This window comes from Paenibacillus gansuensis (genome assembly GCF_042684925.1).
GTDB classification, from domain to species: Bacteria; Bacillota; Bacilli; order Paenibacillales; family DY6; genus Paenibacillus_N; species Paenibacillus_N gansuensis.
In genome coordinates, this window is the sequence record NZ_JBHUME010000002.1 from 102,721 (window position 1) to 126,613 (window position 23,893).

The window sequence follows — 23,893 nt, forward strand, 5'->3', positions numbered from 1 at the left end:
TATTCCCCCATTCTCAGCTGTCGAGCGAGCGGGTTTTCACCGCCACAAGCCCCATCGGTTTCCATTGCAAAAAGGCCACAATACACAGGAACACCAGCACTTTGCCGAGCGAAGCGGTCGTCCAGTATTCGAACAGCGTGTTCGTCAGGCCGATGCCAAGCGCCCCCGCTGCCGTTCCGGCCAGCTTGCCTACACCTCCGAGCACAACCACCATAAAAGCATCGACTATATAATAAGTGCCGATGGAAGGTCCGATCGGGCCCAGCAGGGTAAGGGCGCAGCCGGCTATTCCGGCAATCCCGGACCCGACGGCGAAAGTTACCGCGTCTACCCGGCGGGTGGAGATGCCGAGACATGCCGCCATTTCGCGGTTTTGCATTACAGCCCTCATCCGCCGTCCTGCATGGGTCCGATAGATATATAAGTACATGCAGACAAGGCACAAGAGCACTAACCCGATAATAAACAGCCTTTTGTACGGAAGCACTAATCCGTCCGTCAGCGTCAATCCTCCGTTCAGCCACTGTGGGCTTTCAACGCCTACATTCGGCGCACCGAACACCGTACGGGCCAACTGCTGCAATACCATGCCTATGCCCCAAGTCGCCAGCAGACTGTCCAGCGGGCGCCCGTACAAAAAGCGAATTAATGAGAACTCCAGTACAAAGCCGAATACGAAAGCTACGGCGAAACTTACGGGAATCGCAGCGGCAAAATACCACCCCAACGACGCCTTCGGCAAATAATCCGCGAAAAAGAGCTGCGTAACGTAAGTGGAATAGGCCCCGATCATGATCAGTTCGCCATGCGCCATGTTAATGACCTTCATCAAACCGAACGTAATCGAGAGGCCCAAGGCGATTAACAGCAAAATCGAACTGACGCTTAGACCGTTAAACAGCTGAAGCCAAACTACATCCATGCGGGATCCCTCCTTGTGATGTCATACTGCACTTTCTGCCGGAATTAAAAGCAAAAGGCGGGAAGAGCACTCCTCCCGCCACCCTTCCGTCCTGCTTATTGGCTCAAAGCGCCCGCCCATCCATATCCTTTCAGATAAGGATCCGGTTTCACAGGTTCGCCCGAATTCCATACCTCCTTAAACTGGCCGTCAGCCTGAACTTCCCCTATGCGCACCGTTTTGTAGATGTGCTGGTTCTCCCCGTCGATCGTTACTTTCCCTTCCGGGGCGTTGAACTCCAGGCCTTTGGCTGCCTCTTTAACTTTGGCTACATCGGCGGAACCTGCCTTCTCCACCGCAGCCGCCCATAAGTACACTGCTGTGTATCCGGCTTCAATCGGATCCGCTGTTACGCGGTCGTCGCCGTATGCTTTTTTGTAGTTAGCCACAAATGTTTTATTTTCAGGAGTATCCGTCGTTTGATAATAATTCCATGCAGCCAGATGGCCTTCCAGCACTTTGGCGCCGATGCCGCGGATTTCTTCTTCCGCCACACTTACGGACAGCGTAGTCAAATCTTTGGCTGTAATGCCCGCATCCTGCAATTGTTTGAAGAACGCTACGTTACTGTCACCGTTAAGGGTATTGAATACCACGTCGGGCTTAGCTTCTTTTATTTTGCTGATGATTGTGCTGTAATCGGTGTGGCCAAGCGGGGTATACTCTTCGCCTGCCAGTTCGCCGCCTTCGGCTTTCAGCTGTTCTTTGATGATTTTATTTGCTGTGCGGGGGAATACATAGTCGGAACCAAGGAGATAAAACTTCTTTTTGCCTTGTTCTTTGAGGAGATAACTTACAGCGGGCACAATCTGCTGGTTTGTCGTTGCTCCCGTGTAGAAGATGTTAGGAGAGGATTCGAGGCCTTCATATTGAACCGGATACCAAAGCAGATTGTTCAGCTCTTCAAAAACAGGCAGCATCGCTTTCCGGCTCGCCGAAGTCCAACCGCCGAACACCGTGGCCACTTGATCTTCCTGGATCAATTTGCGTGCCTTCTCTGCAAACGTCGGCCAGTCGGATGCGCCGTCTTCCACTACAGGAATGATTTTTTTGCCTATAACCCCGCCTTTGGCATTAATTTCATCGATGGCCATCATTTCCGCGTCTTTTACGGAAACTTCACTGATCGCCATGGTTCCGCTCAGAGAGTGCAAAATCCCGACTTTAATTCCGTCTCCGCCGCCGTCCGCAGCACCGGCATCTGCATTTGCCGCAGGCGCAGTCCCCGCATCGGCGTTTGAACCCGCATTCTCCGTATTCCCGCACCCAGCCAACACTACGCACAATGCAACCATCATTACCAATGCACCGTTCCAAAGCCTTTTTCTCATTCTCCCACTCCTTCTATTCTCTTTGATCGCTATATCCGAACGTTGAATTGTCAGAATATTCAAATGTTCGTATCCAAATTATAGGCGCACCCAAATTTGTATGTCAATATATATGACATAAAATTACTTCAAATGGTTCAAAAGGACCTTTTTAAGTGAAATATATCAAACCGCCGTTCAAATTATGTTAACATTCCTAACATAAAGGTATTTACAATTGTCTATACCTCCTATAAAATGGCTACAACAACCCCGCAGGGGATTCGAAAGGAATGGGGTTCATGCATTTTACGGAAAGAGAGAAGGAAAAGCTGTTGATTACATTAGCCGCCGATTTGGCGCATAAACGAAAGTCCCGCGGCCTGAAGCTGAATTATCCGGAAGCCATGGCACTGATTGTATCTGAGATTCTGGAAGGAGCCCGGGACGGGAGATCCGTCTCCGAACTAATGGAGTACGGGGGCGCGATTCTCAGCAGGGAAGATGTGATGGAAGGCATTCCTGAAATGATGTCCGAAGTACAGGTGGAAGCTACCTTTCCAGACGGCACAAAGCTTGTGACCGTACACGAACCTATCCGTTAAGGAGGCTTGGCAAGCAGCAATGATACCAGGTGAATACCGTACGGCAGCAGGCTCGCTGCTGATTAATGCAGGACGCAAGACAGCGGCTCTCCTCGTCCGCAATCGCGGGGACCGGCCGATCCAGGTCGGATCGCATTATCATTTCTGTGAAGTAAATAAAGCTTTGGATTTCGACAGGCCTTCCGCGTTGGGCATGAGGCTTGATATTCCCTCCGGCACCGCGGTAAGGTTTGAGCCGGGCGAAGAGAAGCAGGTCCGTCTTGTACAGCTGGGCGGAACCCGTGAAGTATACGGGTTTAACGGACTTGTACATGGCCGTGCCGGCCGGGAAGAGACGGAAAACGAGGAATGGAAAGAACGTTTGTCCGACTGGCTTGGGGGTGGGACCGATGGGTGAAATGTCCCGAGATCAGTATGCTTCCATCTTCGGACCGACGACCGGTGATGCCGTTAGGTTAGCCGATACGGAGCTATGGGCCGAGATTGAATATGATTACACCGTGTACGGGGATGAATGCAAATTCGGGGGCGGTAAGGTCATCCGGGACGGGATGGGCCAATCCTCCCGTGCAACACGCAAAGACGGTGCGCTGGATCTGGTGATTACCAATGCGGTTGTCATCGATCATGCCGGCATTTACAAGGCGGATATCGGTATACGTGACGGACGCATCGCAGGGATCGGCAAAGCGGGCAATCCGGATACGATGGACGGAGTTGACACAAATATGGTCATCGGCGCCTGTACCGAAGTTATTGCCGGCGAAGGCCGCATCGTTACGGCGGGCGGCATCGATTCTCATATCCATTTCATCTGCCCGCAGCAAATCGAGACGGCCCTCGCTTCCGGCGTGACCACCATGATCGGCGGCGGCACCGGTCCGGCCACGGGAACGAACGCTACGACCTGCACGCCGGGACGCTGGAATCTGCACCGGATGCTGGAAGCAGCCGAAGCTTTCCCGATGAATATCGGGTTTCTCGGCAAAGGCAACAGCTCGTTCCCCGAACCGCTCGCCGAGCAAATCGAAGCAGGCGCTATCGGGTTGAAGCTGCATGAGGACTGGGGAACGACCCCGGCTGCGATCGACAATTGCCTGACGGTGGCCGACCAGTACGATGTGCAGGTGGCCATTCATACCGACACGCTTAACGAAGCCGGTTTCGTGGAGGATACGCTGGCCGCGATCAAAGGCCGTACGATTCACACGTATCATACGGAAGGGGCAGGCGGCGGCCACGCGCCCGATATTATCCGGGTGGCAGCTGAAGCCAATGTCATTCCTTCCTCCACAAACCCGACACGCCCCTTTACCGTCAACACGATCGAGGAGCATTTGGATATGTTGATGGTTTGCCATCACCTGGACAGCAGCATCCCTGAAGACGTGGCCTTTGCTGATTCCCGGATCCGTCCCGAGACGATCGCCGCCGAAGATATCCTTCATGATTTAGGTGTTTTCAGCATCATCTCCTCCGATTCCCAGGCGATGGGCAGAGTAGGCGAAGTGATCACACGCACCTGGCAGACAGCCGACAAAATGAAAAAACAGCGCGGAACCCTGTTCGCTGCACAAGGCACGGATGCGGCAGACGCTGCTCCAGACAACGCTGCTCAAGCTAACGACAATTTCCGAATCAAGCGGTATGTTGCCAAATATACGATAAATCCCGCCATAGCACACGGCATCTCACATATCGTAGGGTCCGTTGAGCCCGGCAAATGGGCGGATCTGACCATATGGCAGCCAGCCTTCTTCGGCGTAAAGCCGGAATTGATTCTGAAAGGCGGCATGATTGCCTATGCGCAGATGGGCGATCCTAACGCTTCCATCCCTACACCGCAGCCGGTATTCGGAAGGCCGATGTTCGGTTCCTACGGGAAAGCTGTACAGCGAACCTCCATTACGTTCTTATCTAAGCATGCGTATGATCACGGCGTTCACAAGGAGCTTGGACTTGAGAAACAGATAGAATATGTCAGAGGGTGCCGTTCCGTCGGCAAGAAGGACATGATCCATAACGCGGAAACCCCGTCTATTGAGGTGAACCCGGAAACGTATGAGGTAAAGGTCAACGGTGAATCCGTTACCTGTGAACCGGCAGCAGAGCTGCCTATGGCCCAAAGGTATTATTTGTTCTAACACGTACCGAACCAGAAGTGAAAAGGAGGAATTCCATATGCACAGCGGCTCCCGGTTGCTATCCTATGTTCAGCTCTTGGATTCTGCGCTGCCCATCGGCGGGTTCTCCCATTCTTTCGGATTGGAAACTTATGTTCAGAACGGTCAAATCCAGACTATGGATCATTTGGAATCTTTCATCCGCTCGCAGATTCACAGCAGCCTTGTCCGCTTGGACGGACTAGTGATGAAAGGCATCTACGGCGCTGCAGAGCAAAAGGATCTGCGCAAAATCTCAATGCTGGACAACATCATTCACATTCAACGAACCCCGCGTGAATCACGCGAAGGGATGCACAAAATGGGGAAACGGCTGCTCCGGTTAGCTAAGACACTATATCCTTGGATGGAATTCAAAACCCTTGAACAGTCCTTTGCGCAGCATGGGGGATTCGGAAGCCTGCCTACCGTCCATGCATGGATCTCGTTCCAGCTGGAAGTCGACTGCAGCGAAGCGGTGAAAGGCTACCTTTATTCCAGTGTAGTTACCCTTGTGAACAGCGCGCTCCGGCTCATGTCGATCGGCCAAACTGACGGGCAGGTACTGATCCAAAAGCTGATCGCTGTGATCGATGAAGAATGGGAACGGTTATCGGAGGAATCTGCCGATAATCTGCACAGTTTTGCATTAGCCCACGAGATCCATTCCATGAATCATGAAACGCTGTATTCGCGGCTGTTCATGTCATAAATGTAACATTACCTTGAAAGTAAATTTAAGGAGGAATTCCCCATGTGCCAAGGCGCCAACCACTCCCATGAACAATGGCAGTCCCCATCCATCCCTTCGGGCCGGCCGATCCGAATCGGTATCGGCGGTCCCGTCGGCTCCGGCAAAACTGCATTAGTCGAAAAGCTAAGCAAAGCGATGCGCGATCATTACAGCATTGCAGTTATTACGAACGATATTTATACGAAGGAAGATGCAGAAATACTGATTCGCGCATCCGCCCTGCCCACGGAACGGATCATTGGCGTAGAGACCGGGGGCTGCCCTCATACAGCCATTCGCGAGGACGCAACTATGAACCTGGAAGCAGTGGAAGAACTTGAAGAACGCTTTCAAGATCTGCAAATCATCTTCATCGAGAGCGGCGGAGACAATCTGGCCGCTGCGTTTAGCCCGGAATTGGTAGACCGGTTCATTTATATTATTGACGTAGCGCAAGGCGAGAAAATTCCGCGTAAAGGCGGACCCGGTATTATGCGCTCAGATCTGCTCATTATTAACAAGATAGACTTGGCCCCGCATGTAGGAGCTTCGCTTGAGGTAATGAAGAACGATACGGAGCGCATGAGAGGCAGCCGTCCGTTTGTGTTCTCCAATCTCATGTCCGGCGAAGGCCTGGATTTCATTCTTCACTGGATCGAGCATCAGCTGGATGCCTCCCCGGCCCATGAGCATAAACTTACTACCAACTCCCACGGGTAGACAGTCGCTGCTCCGCGGACGGTTTATCCGCCGCGGCGGCAAGACCGTGCTGACCGACCGTTACCACGAAGCGCCTCTCAAAATTTCAAAAACGTTCGAACTTTCCGGTGACGGGGAGCTTCTTGTTTATATGATGGACGCTTCACCAGGCATACTCGACGGCGACCGCTACTTGATCGACATGCATTTAGAACCGGAAACAAAGGTCTATTTAACCAACCAATCCCATACCAAAGTTCACCCTACACCGCGGGAATCCTCTTCTCTTATTCAGCATTTTATCGTGGAGAATGGCGCTGTGCTGGAATATTTCCCCGAGCCGCTGATCCCTTATGCCGGTTCAGATTTTACCGCGGAGACCAGATTTGATCTTCGCGGAAATGCTGTCCTCCTTTACGGGGATATCGTTACAGCCGGACGGCTGCACCACGGGGAGCAGTTCTTATACGACAAACTGGACAGCCGGATGGAAGCGCACCGTGACGGCAGATTAGTCGCCTGGGACCGCTTCTGCCTTATGCCGAAAAGCGACCGGTACCGCGAACTAGGCGCTATGGAAAACTACTCGCACAGCGGCTCCTTGTGGATTATGGCCTCCGGTGCGGATGAAACTCTGCTGCAGGAAGTAAGGAATGCTTTCCCCGCCAAAGGGCTCTTAATCGGAGGCAGTCTTACAGCTCATGGAGGGATGTTAGTCAGGATGCTGGGCAGCCAAGTATGGCTTCTGCAAGAGACCATTCACAAGCTCGCTGGTATTTGCAGACGGACTCTGCTGGGTAAGCAGCCTCATCTAATCCGGAGATAAACCTGTTTCGGCAGCTGAATTCATGTTTAGAACAACACATCCTGCCAGGATGTGTTTTTTTGTTGATGAAAGAGGAAGTAGTTCGAAAGTTGTCGAATCTTAAGGTTATACTGTTCAACTAGGGAGGTATGACCCATGATAAAAGACCTATTTATTAACTTCTCTCTTATGATATCCCTGCTCTTTCTGGCCAGCCAACTGTACCGGTGGAAACGAATCGAGCAAACATCCTTATTCACTAAACAGCTGCTCGCCGGGTTCATTGCAGGTATCCTGGGCAATGTGCTGATGCAAAATGCGATTTCCGTCACCGATTCGGTGCTGGTGGATATGAGAATCGTTCCTATTGCCATCATTGCTTTGCATGCCGGATTTTTACCGGGCCTGCTTACTTTCGCTTTGATTGCCGGCGGCCGAATTCTCTTTTTCCCTCTTCATTATGTAACGTTGATCGCTGTTGTCCATTTGCTTCTGATGCTCCTCGCCGGCTACGTACTCAGCAAATGGAAAACCGGCAACTGGACGCGTTTCTTCTGCTTACTGACTTTTTGGGCCGGGACCAGTTTCTTTAGTTTATGGCTGGCCATAGGCAGCCTGGATAAAGTGGCGAGCTTCTATGGCATCTATGTGCTGCTGGTTTTCACCTGTGCCTGTCTGTCATATTATCTGCTGCTCTATTTTCAACAATCCCATCTTGCCATTGAGCGGTTTAAAGAGCATGCCACAAGAGATTTTCTTACCGGAGTCAATAATGTCCGCATGTTCGACGAAGCCTTCAACAATTCGATCAGCTGGGCGGACCGCCGCGGCGAGAAACTTTCCCTGCTCCTGCTAGATATCGATCATTTCAAAAAAATCAATGATACCTATGGGCATTTGACCGGCGATGAAGTGCTACACGAATTAGGCATCCTGCTTCCGGGTACAGCGCGGCCGTTTGATACGGTGTCGCGAAACGGCGGCGAAGAATTCACCGTTTTACTGCCGGACTGCCCCCATCCCCAAGCAATGGAAGTAGGAGAGCGAATTCGCAGGGCCGTGGAGAAGCACGAATTCCTTCATCCGTCCGGCGGGGATAAGCTGCGGATTACTGTGTCGATTGGAGTTTCCACCTACGGGGAAACGGCGTACCAGCCTGAACTGGTTTATAAAGAAGCGGATGAAGCCATGTATCTAGCTAAAAAAAGCGGTCGTAATCAGGTTCGTTCTTTGCATATATGAAAAATCCAAAAAGGCTTAAGAGAGTACCATGTCTCTTTAAGCCTTTTTTGGTATGTTCCGAAACATGTCCCGCTCCCCCATTTTCATTACTCCCCGTCTCTGGCCCACTCTTATTCTCTCAACAGTTCATATCTTAGATCTATCTAGTTAGAATGGAGCTGAAGTCATGCCTGAGCTGCCCTCAAGCCATATCTCATCCTCTACGGCGATAGATGTGCTAATACCGGCCATAGAAAAAGATCTGAACACCCTTCCCTATGTCATTGACGGGGTCCGGCGCTTTGTACGGCATCCGATCGGTACCGTTTATATTGTTTCGCCGGGCGGCTCCGCCGGGATCCGACGCTTATGCGCATCTAAGGGCTGTAAATTTGTTGACGAAGCCTTGGTACTCCCGCTTTCCAAAAAGGACATTCATTACCGCTCTTCACGATGGGAACGTTCCGGCTGGCTTCTTCAACAGCTGCTCAAACTCAGCGGGGACCGGATCTGCCAACGGAAACATTTTCTTGTGATCGATGCGGACACCGTCCTGATCCGTCCTCACACGTTCCTGACAAAGGGAAAAACCGTATATTATTACCGCAGCTGGTCACAGCCCGAGTACTTCCGAACGCATCGCAAACTGCTTGGAAAGGGCGTGTCCGCCCCCCACTCTTTTGTAAGCCACTATATGCTGTTTGACCGGGACAAACTTTCCCGCCTGAAGCGTACCATAGAGGATCGTCACGGCATAGCCTGGTTTAAAGCAATTCTCCGCAGTATCGATAAAACCAAGCAATTCGGCTTTTCGGAGTTTGAAACCTATGGCAATTTTCACTATGCGGAGCGCCCCGGAGAAATCCTGTTCCGTCATACACTTAACAAAAGCCTGCCCCTGAAAGCTTCCAGTCTGAGTGCTGCCAAAGTCCGGCTGCTCGCACGCAAATATCGTTCGTTATCCTTCCATCAGAGAAAAGGCTACACCAGAACACCGAAAGAGTAGGAGGAGGCCAATTGCGTCTATTGTTGCTGGCCGGCGGCTCCGGCAAAAGACTATGGCCCCTATCCAATGAGATACGGTCCAAAATCTATCTGACTTTACTCCCGTCCCCCGACGGAGGCAAAGAATCTATGATCCAACGCATCTGCCGACAGGTAGCTTCTGCCGGTTTACAGGAACAGTGCATGATTGTGACGCATAACCAGCAGGCCCACCTCACCCGCCGACAGGTAGGCGGGAACTTCCCGCTGCTTACGGAGCCGCACAAGCGCGGAACTTTCAGTGCGGCAGCGTTGGCCTCCGCCTATTTGCTTGAACAGCTTCAGCTCCCGCCTGAAGAGATCATTTGTTTCATGCCTGCGGACTTATATGCCAACGATGATTTTTTTGACCTGATCAGGGCTATGCCGGGAGCGCTGGCCTCTTCAGGTTCGGACCTGGCGCTCATCGGCACGTCACCTGACCATCCTTCCAGTCAATACGGATACATTGTTCCTGATCCTTCTGCCTGTAATGCTTCGCCTGAATCCTATCCTATTTTGCGATTTGAAGAAAAACCCTCCCCCATCCGCGCTGGTGAACTGATTGCGGAGAAGGCATATTGGAATTGCGGGGTGTATGCTTTCCGGATAGGTTACCTGATGTCCGTCATGAAATCGCTCGGGTTTCCCACTGACTATAGCAACTTCCTAAACTGCTATTCCTCCCTATCGGAGCTTAGTTTTGATAAAGAGGTTGCCGAACGTTGTGCCAGTGCGATTATATTACCCTACTCCGGCAATTGGGTCGACTTGGGAAGTTGGGGTACGCTGACAGAGCAGTTATCCGAAACGATCACGGGTCCAGGTTCGGTTTCATCAGATTCTCAAGGCACCCACCTCGTGAACGAGTTGGAGCTGCCGATCCATGTGATTGGTGCGGGCGGCCTTATTGTAGCGGCCGGCCCGGAAGGTATTCTCGTATCCTCCAAGAGCGGCAGCAGCCGAATTAAAGACCAGCTGTCCCAGCACCCGCAGAGCCCCTTGAATTATGAAGAAAAGGCGTGGGGCAGCCGGCGGGTACTCGACCGTTCGGAAACGGACGAAGTGCGGTCCGTAACCGGCAAGCTGACTCTTCTGCCGGGAGCTGCCTATCATGCCAAAGCAGACCTGCAGCAATGGAAGCACTGGGTAGCGGTGCAAGGGAGCGGCCAGTGGACCCTTCAAGGGAAATCCCGCACCGCTTTCCCCGGCAGGACTTTAACGATTACCTCCGGGCAGACTCATTCGGTTTTCGCCGGAGCCGAAGGTATGGTCATCATAGAAACGGTAACATCAGTACGAGGGGACCCTCCCGGTTGCTAAAGTCCTAAATACCCGGAACCTTGAATGGTTCCGGGTGTCTTTATAACTACGGATCGAACAAAAGAGAATGCCGTCGAATTGACATAGAACATCGGTCAAAAACAGGTCTAACGAAGTGGGCACTCCAGCACTTACCAATTCTTGCAATCTATTATTAAATGAGAAGCATACCCTCTAGGAACCGTTAACAACCGTAATGCCATACGTTTTCTTCAGGGATAGTAGATTAAGAGGAGGAAATGCATTTATGCCTAGAACCAAAGTTTTCAGCATCCTGTCTTCCGCACTCTTGGCCGGAACCGTCCTGGTTCCAGCGGCCCTCTCCGCTCAGCCGCCGAGCTATAACTTGAATCCGTCCATTCAGGACATCGGGTCCAAGCTGCGCTCGGAAACTTTGGAGCAAGTGAAAGCTGAGAACCGGCTGGATCTGAGCGCAAGCTCAGCAACCGCTTCAGGTACAACGCCGGCCGCCGCCGCGAATGCCTCTTTATCTGTCGGTACCGTTAAGAAATGGCTTACGAACAACGATTACACCGCTAAGTATACGTTAACGGATTTCACTCTTCGCGCCGTGGGCAAATACGGTGAAGTATGGGTAGCCAATGATTTGAAATATCCTAGCGGTGATCCTCGGAACGGCATGGTTGAGATCACTGATCAGCAGGTGCAGTATCTGTTGAATGAGTTCGATAACCGGATGTACGAGAAGGAAGTGGAGTTCTTCGGTGCACCTGCGGAGCGGAAAGGCGAAGAAGGCTATAACGGCTGGTATAAGGACGATGTCGGCCGCACCGTCATTCTGGTAGATAACATTAAAGACCAAAGTTACTATACTTCAAATTATCCAAGTTACATAGCGGGTTATTTTTCACCTACCATCAGCGATTTCTCAGACCGTAACGTCATGACCATCGACTGCTATGACTGGCTGAACCGCACCGGCCCTAATGCCGCTAAACCATATCAGTACGAAGGCACCTTCGCTCACGAATTCCAGCACCTGCTGCACCGTGATTCCGATGCAGGCGAAGAGAACTTTATTAATGAGGGGCTGTCCGATTTTGCCCAGTACCTCGTAGGCTACGGCCACTCGCAAGGCCATGTGGATTTCTTCATGCAGCATCTGCGGAACTCCCTGACCTTATGGGGCGATCAAACGGACCTGCAGATTCTAGCCGATTACGGGAATGCCTATCTGTTCCAGCTTTATCTGTATGAGCAGTTCGGCGAGGCTTTTATCCAGGAAGAATTCCAAAGCCAGAAGCACGGAATAGACAGCATCAATGCCGCACTCGCTAAAGTCGGCTCCAAGAAAACGTTCTCCGAAATCTACAGCGACTATATTACGGCCTTGAATTTGGACAACGTGAGTAAAAATGCTTTGTTTAACTTCAAATCTATCGACCTGAAACCTAATTTGGAAGCTTCCGTCCTGCCAGATAACGTTTCTCCGGCTTGGGGTACGGACTACAAAGTGATTAAGCCTGAGGAGAAGATCGAACACCTGTATTTCAAAGGTATCGATTTCTTGGGCACCGGCTGGGCTGTGGCACAAGATCCGGAGCGCGGCACGGTGCTATGGGGGAACCAGGGCGACCAGGCAGATAACTTCCTGATTAAAGAGCTGGATTTAACCGGTTCAACGGCGCCTTCGCTGTCTTTTGACACTAAGTACAATATTGAAGAGCAATGGGACTTCGGGGTGGTGCAGGTATCCACAGATGGCGGAAAGACGTGGACATCCCTGGCAAACGAACATACCCGCAGTGACGTGGTGGAGAACGGATATCCGAAAATTACGTCCAATCTGCCGGGCTTCACGGGTGCAACCGACGGATGGGTAACGGAAACCTTCGATCTCAGCAAGTACGCCGGACAAAAGGTTCTTGTCGCATTCCGTTATCTCACGGACTGGGGTTATACCGAAAGCGGCTGGTATTTGTCCAATTTGAAACTGGACGGGAAAGTCGTTGACCCGGCTGTCTCCACTTCCGGATTCATGAGTCTGGAACAGGCTACGAAAGATTATGTCAATTATCAAATCCAATTTATCGGATACAAGAAGAACGCGGATAAAGGCTCTGACAGCGGCGTGAAAGTGATCCGCATCGCGGATCCGGTCAATATGTCCGCGCAGGACCGGTTAGACCTCCGTACGATGCTTCACAATACTCAATATGAGCGCATCGTTATGATGACGACTTATGCCGCGCCGGAAGGAAAGAACGGCAGTGTCACTTACGATTACAGCGTCGGATTGAAATCGAATAAGAAGAATAAATAGGAGTCTGCGTGGAATTCAAAGGAGCTGTCCCGAAAGGTAACTTATACCTTAAGGACAGCTCCTTTTTCAAATACAATGAATTGTTTAACGGGTCCGAAGATCCAGCCACCGAATATCTTCATCCGTCAACCGGATGTCCGCTCCCTCACGGCAGGATTGGAATTCCGCTTCGTTCCGGGCGCCGATAATAGCGGCGGTTGGGAATGACTGGTTCAGCACGTAAGCCAGAGCGATCTGAATTGTGGAAACTCCCTTCTCGCGCCCTAATTTCTCTGCCCGATAATACCTTTCCCAGTTGTCATCGTTATAGAATACACGCACGAGATCGGCATCTGACCTGTCCTCCGGGGTGAAACGTCCAGTGAAGAAACCGCGCGCCTGGGCAGACCAGGAAAACAACGGCAGTTCCGTACGCTCATGCCAGTTCAGCAGTTCCTCGTCCACGCTGATGCAGTCCGCCCAGTAAGGGTCCTGCGCCTTCGCCAGGCTGAGGTTCGGGCTGTTGAAATCGAATCCGCGCAGCCCGTGATCCGCCGCATAGCGGTTCGCCTCCTCCAACCGTTCTTTGGTCCAGTTGGAAGCGCCGATCGCCAATACGCGTCCCGCTTCCATATGCTCGTTGAGCGCTTCCATAATGTGCCCAACTGGAACGTTCACATCATCGCGGTGCAATGCATATAAATCAACGTAATCCGTCCGCAGCCGCTCCAGGCTGGTCATTAGCTCGTTATAAATTGCCGTGCGGTTTACCTGTGGCCCGTTTTGGTTCGGATGGCCGCCTTTGGTCCACACATTGAAAGTGCCGCGGTTCCCCCGCTCCTCCAGCCACATCCCGATGGCCTTCTCACTTTGTCCGCCCCAATAAATAAAAGCTGTATCAATCGTATTTCCTCCTATGGCTTCATAAGCAGCCATGTTCGCACGAACCTGATCGAAGTTATCCGGCGTAAAATAATCCGAACCCATAATCAATTGGGAAACGCCTTGACGCAAGCCTGGAATTTGTATCTGTTTCATCTGTCCATTCCTCCTTTAAAGTACGACTCTTGTGCGGGTTTCCGCAGATTTCAAGCAGGCATCCAGCAATTTCATGTTTGCAACGGCATCATCCGGCGTAAACCGTTCCTGCTGCTCTCCCCAAACCGTACGGGCAAACACATCGGCCTGCAGGGCATATTGATTTAACGCCGGCTGTTCTTCTTTGCGGGTACCTCCGCTCGTGTGGACAAGGAAGCTCGCCTCGCCGATGAACGCGGATGGCACCTCAATCCGTCCTTCCGTTCCCAGTACTTCCAGCGTATTGCGGAACGCTGCCCACATGCCGCAGTCGAACGTAAGGGCGATACTGCCCGGGAACTCTACCACCCCGGAAGCCATCATATCCACATGGTCATGCTCTGGAGACAGAAGCGCGTGTACCGTAGCCGCCTCCGGTTCTGTGCCGAGCAGCAGGCGGGCAGCGCTAAGCGGGTAGCAGCCTACGTCATAAAGCGATCCGCCGCCCCACTCTTTACGGTAACGCACGTTGGTCTTATCACCTGCATTATTAAATGTGAATGCGCTGTGGATCGCCCGCAGCTCCCCGATCTCGCCGGAGCGGATAATCTCGGCAATCCGTTCATAGCGGGGATGGTGGCGGTACATGAACGCTTCCGCCAGATGCTTGCCGGTTCTCCGGCTAACGTCCGCCATCCGCTGCGCTTCCGCCTCATTCAGCGCGATCGGTTTCTCGCAGAGCACATGCTTGCCCGCTTCCATTGCGCGGATGGACCATTCCATATGAAGATGATTCGGCAACGGAATATAGACAGCGTCGATGTTCGGGTCCTCTATCAACTCTTCATAGCTTCCGTATGCTTTAGGAATATCCAGTTTGGCCGCTGTCTCCTCCGCTTTTTGGAGGCCCCGGCTTGCAATCGCTGTCACTTCTCCGGTTGCCGACTGCCGTATGCCTGGAATGACAGAGTTCACCGCAATCCCCGCACAGCCGATTACACCCCAGCGTAATTTGTTCGTCATAGGAGTACCACCTTTTCATATTGAGTTGGTAAAAGCAGGATAGAGAAATCAGTTTTGCCCCTAGTATAGAGGAAATCCCGGCACCTTGATATAGCATATTAATGCGGTAGGATATAAGAAAATTGCGATTCAAGCCGGAACACGGTGAAACGGCTTCCGCCGTCTCTAGGCGGAGCGGTTCATTTCATTCCGGAAAAGTATCGGAATAGGGTAATAACCTCTGAAAAAAAGCCCGCAGCATGAGCTGCGGACCTGAAGGTATTTCTATTATGCTGCAGCCAGCATTAGCTTTGCTGCTTACATTGACCTCTTAAGAATATCCCTGACACTATCCCTATCCATAATCTTGTAGAACCTGCCTGATCTTTCATGAACGATTTCTTTACCAGTTCGTCGAGCCTGGATTCATCGATATCATAATCCGCCGGAATTGTGATGAGAATCCAATGCTCAGTATATCACAAGCCTGTTCAAAAAAAGCTGGAGCACCGGCGGTATCCGCCAACGCTCCAGCTCGTCTGCTACTCTATTCCGCTGCCTCAAATCTCCAGACTGCGCTTTGATAATCGCCATGCAGCTGAGGCAGTACGAGGCCTGCATACATCAGCTGGCTGCCGGAGTAAACTTGTTCCGTGCCGTGCAGCTTATATAGTTTCTCTGGATGCAGCCCTTTCAGACGCACCCGGCGGATGGCGTCATTCGGCTCAGCCAGCACCCGGAAGTAAGCGGCGAACGCTTCATTCTGGTCTTCGGATACAAACATCCATGCCGTCTGGTTGCCTTCAAACGGGCTCAGAAGACGGTAGAAATCCCCCTGCTGTACCAAAGAGCGGATCTCCTTGTACATCTGCACTTGGGCTTTTACCGTTTGTTTCTCTTCATCCGTAAATTTCGTCAAATCCAGCTCATAACCGAAGTTACCCGACATAGCGACATTGCCGCGCATTTCCAGCGATGTCATCCGGTGAACCTGATGATTCGGAACGGCGGATACATGCGCTCCCATCGAGCTGATCGGATAAACAATGCTGGTTCCGTACTGGATTTTCAAACGGCTGACCGCATCTGTGTTGTCGCTGGTCCACGTCTGCGGCATGTAATACAGCATCCCCGGATCGAACCGGCCGCCGCCGCCGGAGCAGCTTTCAAACAGAATATGCGGGAACTTGGACGTAATGTCTTCAAGTACCCGGTACAATCCGAGCATATAACGGTGAGCGGTCTCACGCTGCCGTTCAGCAGGCAGCAAGGCGGAGCCGATCTCCGTCATGTTGCGGTTCATATCCCATTTTACATACGTAATCGGCGCACTGGACAATACCTTGGTTAACGCTTCGGTAATGTAGTCGCACACATCCTGGCGCGAGAAGTCCAAAATCAGCTGATTCCGGCCCTCTGTACGTCTGCGGTCAGGCACATGGAGGCACCAGTCCGGATGCGCGCGGTAAAGCTCGCTGTCCGGGGAGACCATTTCAGGCTCAAACCATAACCCGAACTGCATCTCTAAGTTGCGAACCCGCTCAACCAAGTCTTCCAGCCCGTTCGGAAGCTTCTTGCGGTCTACAATCCAATCGCCAAGGGAGCTGTTATCGGAATCGCGCTTACCGAACCAGCCGTCATCCAGGACGAACAGCTCAATGCCCAGTTCTCTGCCCGATTCGGCGATGGACTCGATTTTCTCTGCAGTAAAGTCAAAGTATGTCGCTTCCCAGTTATTCACAAGCACTGGACGAACCTCGTCCCGATACAGTCCGCGGCACAGGCGAGTGCGGTACAGTTTGTGATATTTGCGGGACATGCCTCCAAGCCCTTGATCAGAATACACCATTACGGCTTCCGGGGTCTGGAACGATTGCCCCGGTTCCAGCAGCCAGTTGAAATCAAACGGATTCAGTCCCATAGATACACGTGACGTGTCATATGCGTCGACCTCTACGCTGGCCAGAAAATTTCCGCTGTAAACCAGGCTGAAGCCGTACACTTCTCCATGTTCCTCTCCCGCCCCTTTGCTCATCAGAGCGATGAACGGATTGTGCTGATGGCTGCTCGATCCGCGGCGGCTTTCAATGGACTGGGTTCCGGTTGTCAGCGGCCGGCGTTCTACACTGCGCTCTTTGGCCCATGCTCCGGCCAGGTGAAGCAAATCGAAATCTTTATGGTAAAAATCCACGTTGGCGCTCAGGGCACGCAAAATATTCAAATTTTCTTGTCCCTCGTTCACAAAGCGCACGGAACGGGTAATGCTGTCGAGCTGTTCGAAGACGGTGTAGGACAGAATCACTTTCAGGCCCGTTACCTTATCTACCGTTACGATCTCCAGCGTCTGCGCTTCCTCCTCCTGCTCTACATACGTAGAAGGAAGTCCCTCTAATGCGGGTTTGCCTTGCTTAATGCTATGCGATTCATATAACAGCTCGCTGATCGTCGAACCGTTCTCCAGTTGAACCTGATAAGCCGGCTGGCGGAAATCGGAAGTTCCGTAAGCCGGGTATTCCTGCGGCAGCGTATCCAGTGTCATCACGTCATTGACATCCGGATTCGGATGAAATGAGCACCGTTGAGCGTACGTCAATATCTGACTCGGATCCGCCGAGTTGAGGCGTTTTCCCCAATATACATGGGAAAGGAATCCCATAGGGTGAATTTGAAGGATATAGCTGGTTCCGGCGGATTGCAAATGGAACGAAAGCTGCTGCTCTTTATTTATGTGGATAGCCACAGTGGTGTCCCCCTAAGTAAATAGATATTGGTAATTGCAATGAATTGTTATCTAATATATTATCATACAAATTTACATCCTGAATTCCTATGGATGGATGGAGTGGGCATATGGACAAATGTAGTTTTGTTTAGGTTTCTCTCAAACTTGTAAAGGAGGATAGGTATGTTTACAAGGTTTTGTTAAAATAAAGGAACGGAACGATAACAGCAAACGAGGAGAAGCCATGAACAAAGGACAGGCGCCAGTTGAAATTATTCCCCCTGCGGGGCTGCTGATCTGCGGCTATTTCGAGGAAAAAAGCAGCTATGAGATGCTGCGTCCCTACGGCACCCGCGACTGGCTCATAACCGCAACGGTTTCCGGAAGCGGAACCTACAGCGTCGGCGGCCAAAGCTTTACTTGTCGTCCCGGTGACATCGCCATATTGAAACCGGGGACCATGCATCATTACCGCACCTCTCCTGAGGGACATTGGCATTTTTACTGGGCGCATTTCCTGCAGCAGCCGGATTGGCCCCACTATTTGCAGTGGCCTGAGGCTTTGCCGGGCTTGCTGTTTGCGCAGATCGATGTCCCGGAGATTTGGGACCGTATTTGCGGGGCATTCAAGCGCATGCGCGAGGACAGCGCGCAGGAAGGCGAGTTCAGCGAGCCTCTTGCGCTGCATGCGCTCAAGGAGGTACTCATGCTGACCGCGCGGCAGCATAACCTTCGGACGAAAGACGGGATCGACCGCCGGGTCCAGGAAGTATTGCTCCGCCTTGGAGAAGATTTGCGGACATCCCGCCGCATAGCGGACTTAGCCAAACAGGTCAGTTTGTCTCCTTCCCGCCTGTCTCACTTGTTCAAAATGCAAGTCGGCGAGCCGGTCATGGAAGTGCTGCTGAAAATGCGCGTCCGCCAAGCCGCCCGCCTGCTGGCCTACACCGACCGTCAGGTGCAGGAAATCGCGGAGGATGTGGGCTTTTCCAGCCCGTTTTATTTCACGGAACAATTCACAAAAATCATGGGCGAAAACCCCAGCTCCTACCGCAAGCGGCACAGGAAACTTGCCGTATCGCAGTCTGATTTGGAGAGTAAGGGTTCGTCTTAGGCGGTGTTCACATAGAAAAACCTGCCGTTGCCAGGCAGGTTTATACTAGTACAGCAGGCTGGTACCTACCCTGCGTCGGAGGCGGCTGAGGCTAGAGAGCGCTGCTCCGAACCGGATCCTGCCGGGACCGCTGGGCCACTCTCTGACCCCGCAGCAGCCTGCATAGCGGAGCGCCCTTCTCGCCCTGCCGCTTCAAGCGGCGTTGCCGAAGCCCGCATCTGCCGTATGAACAGCGGCGTAAATGCGGGGTCCCACTGCGTACCGCTGCCTTCCTCCAGGATGCCAAGCGCCTTCTCCACCGGCATGCCTTTCCGGTACGGCCGGTCCGACGTCATGGCGTCATAGGCATCCGCGATGGCGATAATACGTCCGAGCAGCGGGATGTCTTCTCCGGCCAGCCGGTCAGGATATCCCCTGCCGTTATACTGTTCATGGTGGGACCGCACACCCGGCAGAATCGCTGCCAACGCTTCGGCCGGCTCAATCTGCTTCAGAATGTTCTCGCCCAGCACCGGATGCAGTTTAATCAGTTCAAACTCCTCGTCCGTCAATCTTCCTTCTTTCAGCAGAACCGTATCCCTTACCCCGATTTTGCCGATATCATGCAGCAGCGCCGCTTTCTGAAGCAGCTCCATCTCCGCCTCCGGCAGGCCGGCCTCCGTTCCAATCAGCACCGAATAACGCGCCACTCGTTCGGAATGCCCCGCCGTGTAAGGATCTCTAGCATCCAGGGCTGCCGCAAGGGTCGTGAAGTAACTGGAAATCAGCTGGTTATTCATTTGCTCCCTGAACTTGAGCCCGCGCACCATGTGGTTAAAGCCCGCCACAAGCTGTGAGAATTCATCAGTATATATATCCGGTGCGGCAGTCTCGAAATCCCCGTTTCTTACCTGGTCCAATGACGCGTACAAATCCCGGATCGGCTCCTTTACATCTCTGGACAGAAGCCAGGCGCCAAGAGAGGAGAATGCTACACAGACGGCAAGGATAATTGCCGCCCATTTGTAATAATCCGCTGTGTACCCCTCCGGCAAGTCGCTTAATCTAATTTGCGATGCCAGCATGAACAGGAATAGAGGAAAGGTTCCAATGAGGAACGCGCTAAGCTGGAATTTCCGTTGGATCGACACCAGTACCTGGCCGTCAAGGGAAAGATCGGTTTGGTGCAACACAGCCGACTGCTGCCTTAGATGAACCAAGACCGGCCGGATCGCATGATTTGTAAGAAAAAACTCGATCAGAGCATGCATGCTTGCCACAAGCAGTGCCCCCGCGGCCCCAAGCCACAAGTAATCCATCGGAATGGATACCGTGCCCTTCCGGATCAGCAGATACAGCATCGTCCCCGAAGGGACGGCCAAGCCGAACAAATGCGGTCCGAAAATCCGTTGTACCGACAAGATCGGAAACCGGTGTGTCTGGATATAGGCCTGCTTAAGTACCAAAATACCGGGCTCCCCTTCCGAGAAAGCTCTGCGGATAGGTCCGATATGCCGGTAAAAGAGCGCAAGCTCAAAACTAAACATGATCATCAGCGAGGATATCATCACCCCGAGCAAAATCCAAGTTTCCCGGACGGACACCTCCAAGGTGGAAAAAAGAAGCACACTGCCCACACCCAACACTGCCGCCGATGAGCCGAACAGGTAATTGCGGACAAGCCTTTTAATAAATAACGTAAATAATGTCATCTTATTCCCTGCCTTTGCAATCGCATGCCTAATAAAGTTGAAGCCGTATGTCTATATGTCGGGAGACCTGAGTGCATAGTTCGCTCGCCTCCTTTTTCTATATCGTCAATTCCCTGGTTCTGGATTAGTGCGAATGTTTTGGGGGAGAAAGGGGATGCTAATTGTTGGCAAAATGACTCCAAGGAGGACACTCAAGTGAATGTTACCCCTTATATCGAAGAGATTCGAAGACGGGAAATCCGTTTCGACTCGTACGACGATCTGGACGCAATTGTGGAAGCGGCTGGAGATGCAGACTACGTTCTGCTCGGCGAAGCTTCGCACGGCACCTCGGAATTTTATACGATAAGGGCGGAGCTCTCGCGGAGACTAATCGAGAAGAAAGGCTTTTCCTTCCTTGCCGTCGAGGGCGACTGGCCCAGCTGCTATACGTTGAACCGCTATGTGAAAAATGACCCCGGCGCAGCACCGGACGCCCGGGAAGCGCAGTACAGCTTCAACCGCTGGCCCGCTTGGATGTGGGCTAACCGGGAAATCACGGAATTTGCAGAATGGCTCAAAAGCCATAACGCCGCGGGGAGCCTGAAGCCGGCGGGTACGCAGCACCAGGTAGGCTTTTACGGCCTCGATGTCTACAGTTTGTGGGAATCGATGGAAGCGGTGCTGCAGCATTTGAAAGAGACCGGTTCACCGGAGCTGGAAACGGCCAAGAAAGCCTTCTCCTGCTTTGATCCGTATGGGCGCGAAGGCCAATCCTACGGGGTGGCCGCGGCTTTCTTATCCGAAAGCTGCGAAGAGGAAGTAGTGAAGCTGCTGCACGAGCTCCATGCAAAGCGCAGCTCCGGGGCGCAAGGCAGCGAAGCGGCCCTAAGCGACGAGATTAACGCGCTGGTAGCCGTAAATGCAGAGAAATATTACAGGACGATGGTCCGCGGCGGGAATGAATCGTGGAACGTACGGGACCGCCATATGACAGAAACTCTGGACCGGCTGATGAAATTCCACGGCCAAGGTGCCAAAGCGATCATATGGGAACACAACACGCATATCGGAGACGCGCGGGCTACGGACATGGCGGATGACGGCATGGTAAACGTCGGGCAGCTCGTCCGCGAGCAGCAAGGCCGCGAAAGGGTATTCGCAGTCGGCTTCGGAACACACAGAGGCACGGTCATCGCAGCCGATGACTGGGGCGGCGAGGTCCAGGTTAAGCAGGTGCCGAAAGCGATGAAGGGCAGTTGGGAAGACTTAATGCACCAGGCAGGCCCTTACGATAAAATGCTCTTTTTTCAAGGAAAGAACGATCTGTTTATGGACACATTTGGCCACCGGGCGATCGGGGTAGTGTATCATCCTCAGTATGAACGCGGTAATTACGTCCCTTCTCTGATGGCTTTCCGCTACGATGCATTTATCTATGTGGATGAGAGCAAAGCGCTGGAACCGTTGGAGCAGGAAGTATACGTGTAACCGCAGCAGCAGAAGTAAACAGACTTAAGCGGGCCCCCGATCCGGCGACGGAACAGGGGCTTTTTCCTTTTTATTTCCAAACTACTTTCTCCCCGTAATCTTTACCCCAATCGTACATCAAGCGGAGAATCGGCATCAGGCTCTCCCCATAAGGTGTCATGGAGTACTCCACACGCGGAGGCACCTCTGCGTAAACTTTCCTCTCGACAAGCAAATCTTCCTCCAATTCCCTCAGCTGGTTTGTCAGCATTTTTTGCGTAATCGAAGGAATCCGTTTTTTCAGCTCGCTAAATCTTTTCGTGCCCTCCAAACCAAGATGCCACAGAATGATCAGCTTCCATTTCCCTCCGATCACCGCCAAAGTCAGTTCCTTCTCACAATTGATCTGCTTTAGGTTGATACGTTCTTTGAGTTCGTTGGCCATGAGATGCCTCCTCTATCCGTACTATTAGTATCCTGCAGGTAACTACACCACTTTAAAGTGCGTACTTCCCTTTTTCACGGTCTCTAACTAGAATAAACCTCAACAAAACGTATGACAACCATAAACAGAACAACAAAGGAGAGGTAACGATGAAATTACAGTTGGCACTAGACTTGGTGGATATTCCGCAGGCTAAAGCGTTAGTACAGGAAGTGGAAGCATACATCGACATCGTGGAGATCGGTACACCGGTAGTTATCAATGAAGGGCTGCGCGCCGTAAAAGAAATCAAGCAGGCATTTCCGTCCCTCACTGTCCTCGCCGACCTGAAAATTATGGATGCGGGGGGTTATGAAGTGATGAAAGCTTCCGAGGCGGGGGCAGACATCATCACCGTACTTGGGGTATCGGACGACAGCACGATCCGGGGAGCCGTGGCCGAGGCCAAGAAGCATAACAAACAGATCATGGTCGATATGATTAATGTAAAAGACATGGAACAGCGGGCCAAAGAAGTCGACGCCATGGGAGTAGATTATATTTGCGTCCATTCCGGCTACGATCATCAGGCTGAAGGCAAAAACTCCTTCGCTGAATTAAACACGATTCAGAAGGTAGTACGCCAAGCCAAAACGGCTATCGCCGGCGGAATTAAGCTGGACACCCTGCCGGAAGTCATCGCAGCCGGTCCCGATCTGGTCATCGTAGGCGGCGGCATTACCGGACAGGAAAACCGTCAAGCGACCGCATCCCGTATGCGTGAGCTTGTGAAACTAAGGTAAGCCGGCGATGCAGGTTGCTGATTATACGGACAGCGTCATCGCCGAGCTTCAGCGGGTTTTGAAGGCGGTGCCGGGCAGCCGGATCGATGAGCTGGCGGCACGGATACTCGACGCCGAGCAGATTTTTGTAGCCGGCGCCGGCCGTTCCGGGCTGATGCTCCGGGCAGGCGCTATGAGGCTGCACCACATGGGCTTCCGGGCTTATGTGGTCGGTGAAACCGTCACGCCGGGCATCACCCCCCGCGATCTGCTGATCGTCGGTTCCGGATCCGGTGAAACCAAAACCTTGACAACTATGGCGGCTAAGGCCAAAGCGATAGGCGCTTCGGTCATTGCGATTACCACAGCACCGGAATCCACGATCGGCTCGCTCTCCGACGCAGTAGTGGCCATTCCTGCTGCGCCCAAAGAACAGAACGGCAGTCACACCTTATCCGTTCAGCCGATGGGGTCTCTTTTTGAACAGGCGCTGCTGCTGCTCCTGGACAGTCTGGTGCTTGCCCTGATGGATCAGCGAAAGACCGATGGAGCTGCGATGTTCGGAAACCATGCCAACTTGGAATGAG

21 protein-coding genes are annotated in these 23,893 nt (G+C 52.4%); 14 read left to right on the plus strand and 7 right to left on the minus strand.

From position 1 onward, the window contains the following. Nucleotides 1-13 precede the first annotated feature (13 nt). On the minus strand, nucleotides 14-922 hold the full coding sequence (gene urtB, locus ACFSUF_RS00660; RefSeq protein WP_377599104.1) for an urea ABC transporter permease subunit UrtB: 909 nt from the start codon (nucleotides 920-922) through the stop codon (nucleotides 14-16). Between the two features lie 95 nt (nucleotides 923-1,017). After that, nucleotides 1,018-2,292 (minus strand): urea ABC transporter substrate-binding protein, encoded by a 1,275-nt coding sequence (gene urtA / locus ACFSUF_RS00665; RefSeq protein ID WP_377599106.1) that lies wholly within the window; start codon nucleotides 2,290-2,292, stop codon nucleotides 1,018-1,020. Between the two features lie 281 nt (nucleotides 2,293-2,573). On the opposite strand from urtA, the gene ACFSUF_RS00670 reads away from it, so the two are divergent. The 10 genes from ACFSUF_RS00670 to ACFSUF_RS00715 all read left to right on the plus strand — a co-directional run bounded on the left by ACFSUF_RS00670 (nucleotide 2,574) and on the right by ACFSUF_RS00715 (nucleotide 13,126). Beyond that, on the plus strand, nucleotides 2,574-2,876 hold the full coding sequence (locus ACFSUF_RS00670) for an urease subunit gamma (RefSeq protein WP_377599108.1): 303 nt from the start codon (nucleotides 2,574-2,576) through the stop codon (nucleotides 2,874-2,876). A 19-nt stretch (nucleotides 2,877-2,895) separates the two neighbouring features. Beyond that, entirely contained in the window at nucleotides 2,896-3,273 is a 378-nt protein-coding gene (locus tag ACFSUF_RS00675) for an urease subunit beta (protein ID WP_377599109.1), read from the plus strand. Continuing rightward, nucleotides 3,266-5,020: an urease subunit alpha gene (gene ureC / locus ACFSUF_RS00680; protein WP_377599111.1), complete on the plus strand. Its 1,755-nt coding sequence runs from the start codon at nucleotides 3,266-3,268 to the stop codon at nucleotides 5,018-5,020. Before ACFSUF_RS00675 ends, ureC begins: the two co-directional genes overlap by 8 nt. A 37-nt stretch (nucleotides 5,021-5,057) precedes the next feature. Next, nucleotides 5,058-5,750 carry an urease accessory protein UreF gene (locus ACFSUF_RS00685; RefSeq protein ID WP_377599113.1) on the plus strand — a complete coding sequence of 231 codons (693 nt, stop codon included), beginning with the start codon at nucleotides 5,058-5,060 and terminating at the stop codon, nucleotides 5,748-5,750. Nucleotides 5,751-5,792: 42 nt separating this feature from the next. Next, nucleotides 5,793-6,491, plus strand: coding sequence for an urease accessory protein UreG (gene ureG, locus ACFSUF_RS00690; protein ID WP_377599115.1), 699 nt, complete (start codon nucleotides 5,793-5,795; stop codon nucleotides 6,489-6,491). Beyond that, a complete protein-coding gene (locus ACFSUF_RS00695) occupies nucleotides 6,457-7,296 on the plus strand; it encodes an urease accessory protein UreD (RefSeq protein WP_377599117.1) in 840 nt (279 codons plus the stop codon). Before ureG ends, ACFSUF_RS00695 begins: the two co-directional genes overlap by 35 nt. A gap of 135 nt (nucleotides 7,297-7,431) precedes the next feature. Continuing rightward, a complete protein-coding gene (locus ACFSUF_RS00700) occupies nucleotides 7,432-8,517 on the plus strand; it encodes a GGDEF domain-containing protein (RefSeq protein ID WP_377599119.1) in 1,086 nt (361 codons plus the stop codon). A 166-nt stretch (nucleotides 8,518-8,683) separates the two neighbouring features. After that, the gene (locus tag ACFSUF_RS00705; protein ID WP_377599121.1) at nucleotides 8,684-9,502 is read left to right on the plus strand and encodes a DUF6492 family protein; all 819 of its coding nucleotides are present in this window, start codon (nucleotides 8,684-8,686) and stop codon (nucleotides 9,500-9,502) included. 11 nt (nucleotides 9,503-9,513) lie between these two features. After that, nucleotides 9,514-10,842, plus strand: coding sequence for a sugar phosphate nucleotidyltransferase (locus ACFSUF_RS00710; RefSeq protein ID WP_377599123.1), 1,329 nt, complete (start codon nucleotides 9,514-9,516; stop codon nucleotides 10,840-10,842). A gap of 247 nt (nucleotides 10,843-11,089) precedes the next feature. Continuing rightward, nucleotides 11,090-13,126 (plus strand): choice-of-anchor J domain-containing protein, encoded by a 2,037-nt coding sequence (locus ACFSUF_RS00715; RefSeq protein WP_377599124.1) that lies wholly within the window; start codon nucleotides 11,090-11,092, stop codon nucleotides 13,124-13,126. 84 nt (nucleotides 13,127-13,210) lie between these two features. On the opposite strand, the gene ACFSUF_RS00720 is transcribed toward ACFSUF_RS00715, so the two are convergent. The 3 genes from ACFSUF_RS00720 to ACFSUF_RS00730 form a co-directional block, all read right to left on the minus strand. After that, complete coding sequence (locus ACFSUF_RS00720; RefSeq protein ID WP_377599126.1) at nucleotides 13,211-14,143, minus strand: aldo/keto reductase; 933 nt, start codon at nucleotides 14,141-14,143, stop codon at nucleotides 13,211-13,213. A 15-nt stretch (nucleotides 14,144-14,158) separates the two neighbouring features. Beyond that, nucleotides 14,159-15,145 carry a Gfo/Idh/MocA family protein gene (locus ACFSUF_RS00725; protein ID WP_377599128.1) on the minus strand — a complete coding sequence of 329 codons (987 nt, stop codon included), beginning with the start codon at nucleotides 15,143-15,145 and terminating at the stop codon, nucleotides 14,159-14,161. Between the two features lie 526 nt (nucleotides 15,146-15,671). Next, nucleotides 15,672-17,864 (minus strand): alpha-galactosidase, encoded by a 2,193-nt coding sequence (locus tag ACFSUF_RS00730; protein WP_377599130.1) that lies wholly within the window; start codon nucleotides 17,862-17,864, stop codon nucleotides 15,672-15,674. Nucleotides 17,865-18,090: 226 nt separating this feature from the next. Between ACFSUF_RS00730 and ACFSUF_RS00735 the strand changes: the two genes are divergently transcribed. Beyond that, nucleotides 18,091-18,960, plus strand: a complete 870-nt coding sequence (locus ACFSUF_RS00735) for a helix-turn-helix domain-containing protein (RefSeq protein ID WP_377599132.1) — start codon at nucleotides 18,091-18,093, stop codon at nucleotides 18,958-18,960. A 65-nt stretch (nucleotides 18,961-19,025) separates the two neighbouring features. Here ACFSUF_RS00735 and ACFSUF_RS00740 read toward each other — a convergent pair whose 3' ends face one another. Next, on the minus strand, nucleotides 19,026-20,651 hold the full coding sequence (locus ACFSUF_RS00740; protein ID WP_377599134.1) for an HD-GYP domain-containing protein: 1,626 nt from the start codon (nucleotides 20,649-20,651) through the stop codon (nucleotides 19,026-19,028). A 195-nt stretch (nucleotides 20,652-20,846) separates the two neighbouring features. On the opposite strand from ACFSUF_RS00740, the gene ACFSUF_RS00745 reads away from it, so the two are divergent. Beyond that, nucleotides 20,847-22,121: an erythromycin esterase family protein gene (locus tag ACFSUF_RS00745; protein ID WP_377599136.1), complete on the plus strand. Its 1,275-nt coding sequence runs from the start codon at nucleotides 20,847-20,849 to the stop codon at nucleotides 22,119-22,121. A 70-nt stretch (nucleotides 22,122-22,191) separates the two neighbouring features. Here the strand turns inward: ACFSUF_RS00745 and ACFSUF_RS00750 are convergent, their stop codons facing one another. Continuing rightward, nucleotides 22,192-22,545, minus strand: coding sequence for a winged helix-turn-helix transcriptional regulator (locus tag ACFSUF_RS00750; protein ID WP_377599137.1), 354 nt, complete (start codon nucleotides 22,543-22,545; stop codon nucleotides 22,192-22,194). Nucleotides 22,546-22,694: 149 nt separating this feature from the next. Between ACFSUF_RS00750 and hxlA the strand changes: the two genes are divergently transcribed. Beyond that, on the plus strand, nucleotides 22,695-23,327 hold the full coding sequence (gene hxlA / locus ACFSUF_RS00755; RefSeq protein ID WP_377599139.1) for a 3-hexulose-6-phosphate synthase: 633 nt from the start codon (nucleotides 22,695-22,697) through the stop codon (nucleotides 23,325-23,327). A gap of 7 nt (nucleotides 23,328-23,334) precedes the next feature. Next, on the plus strand, nucleotides 23,335-23,892 hold the full coding sequence (gene hxlB, locus ACFSUF_RS00760) for a 6-phospho-3-hexuloisomerase (protein WP_377599141.1): 558 nt from the start codon (nucleotides 23,335-23,337) through the stop codon (nucleotides 23,890-23,892). Nucleotide 23,893: the final 1 nt, after the last annotated feature.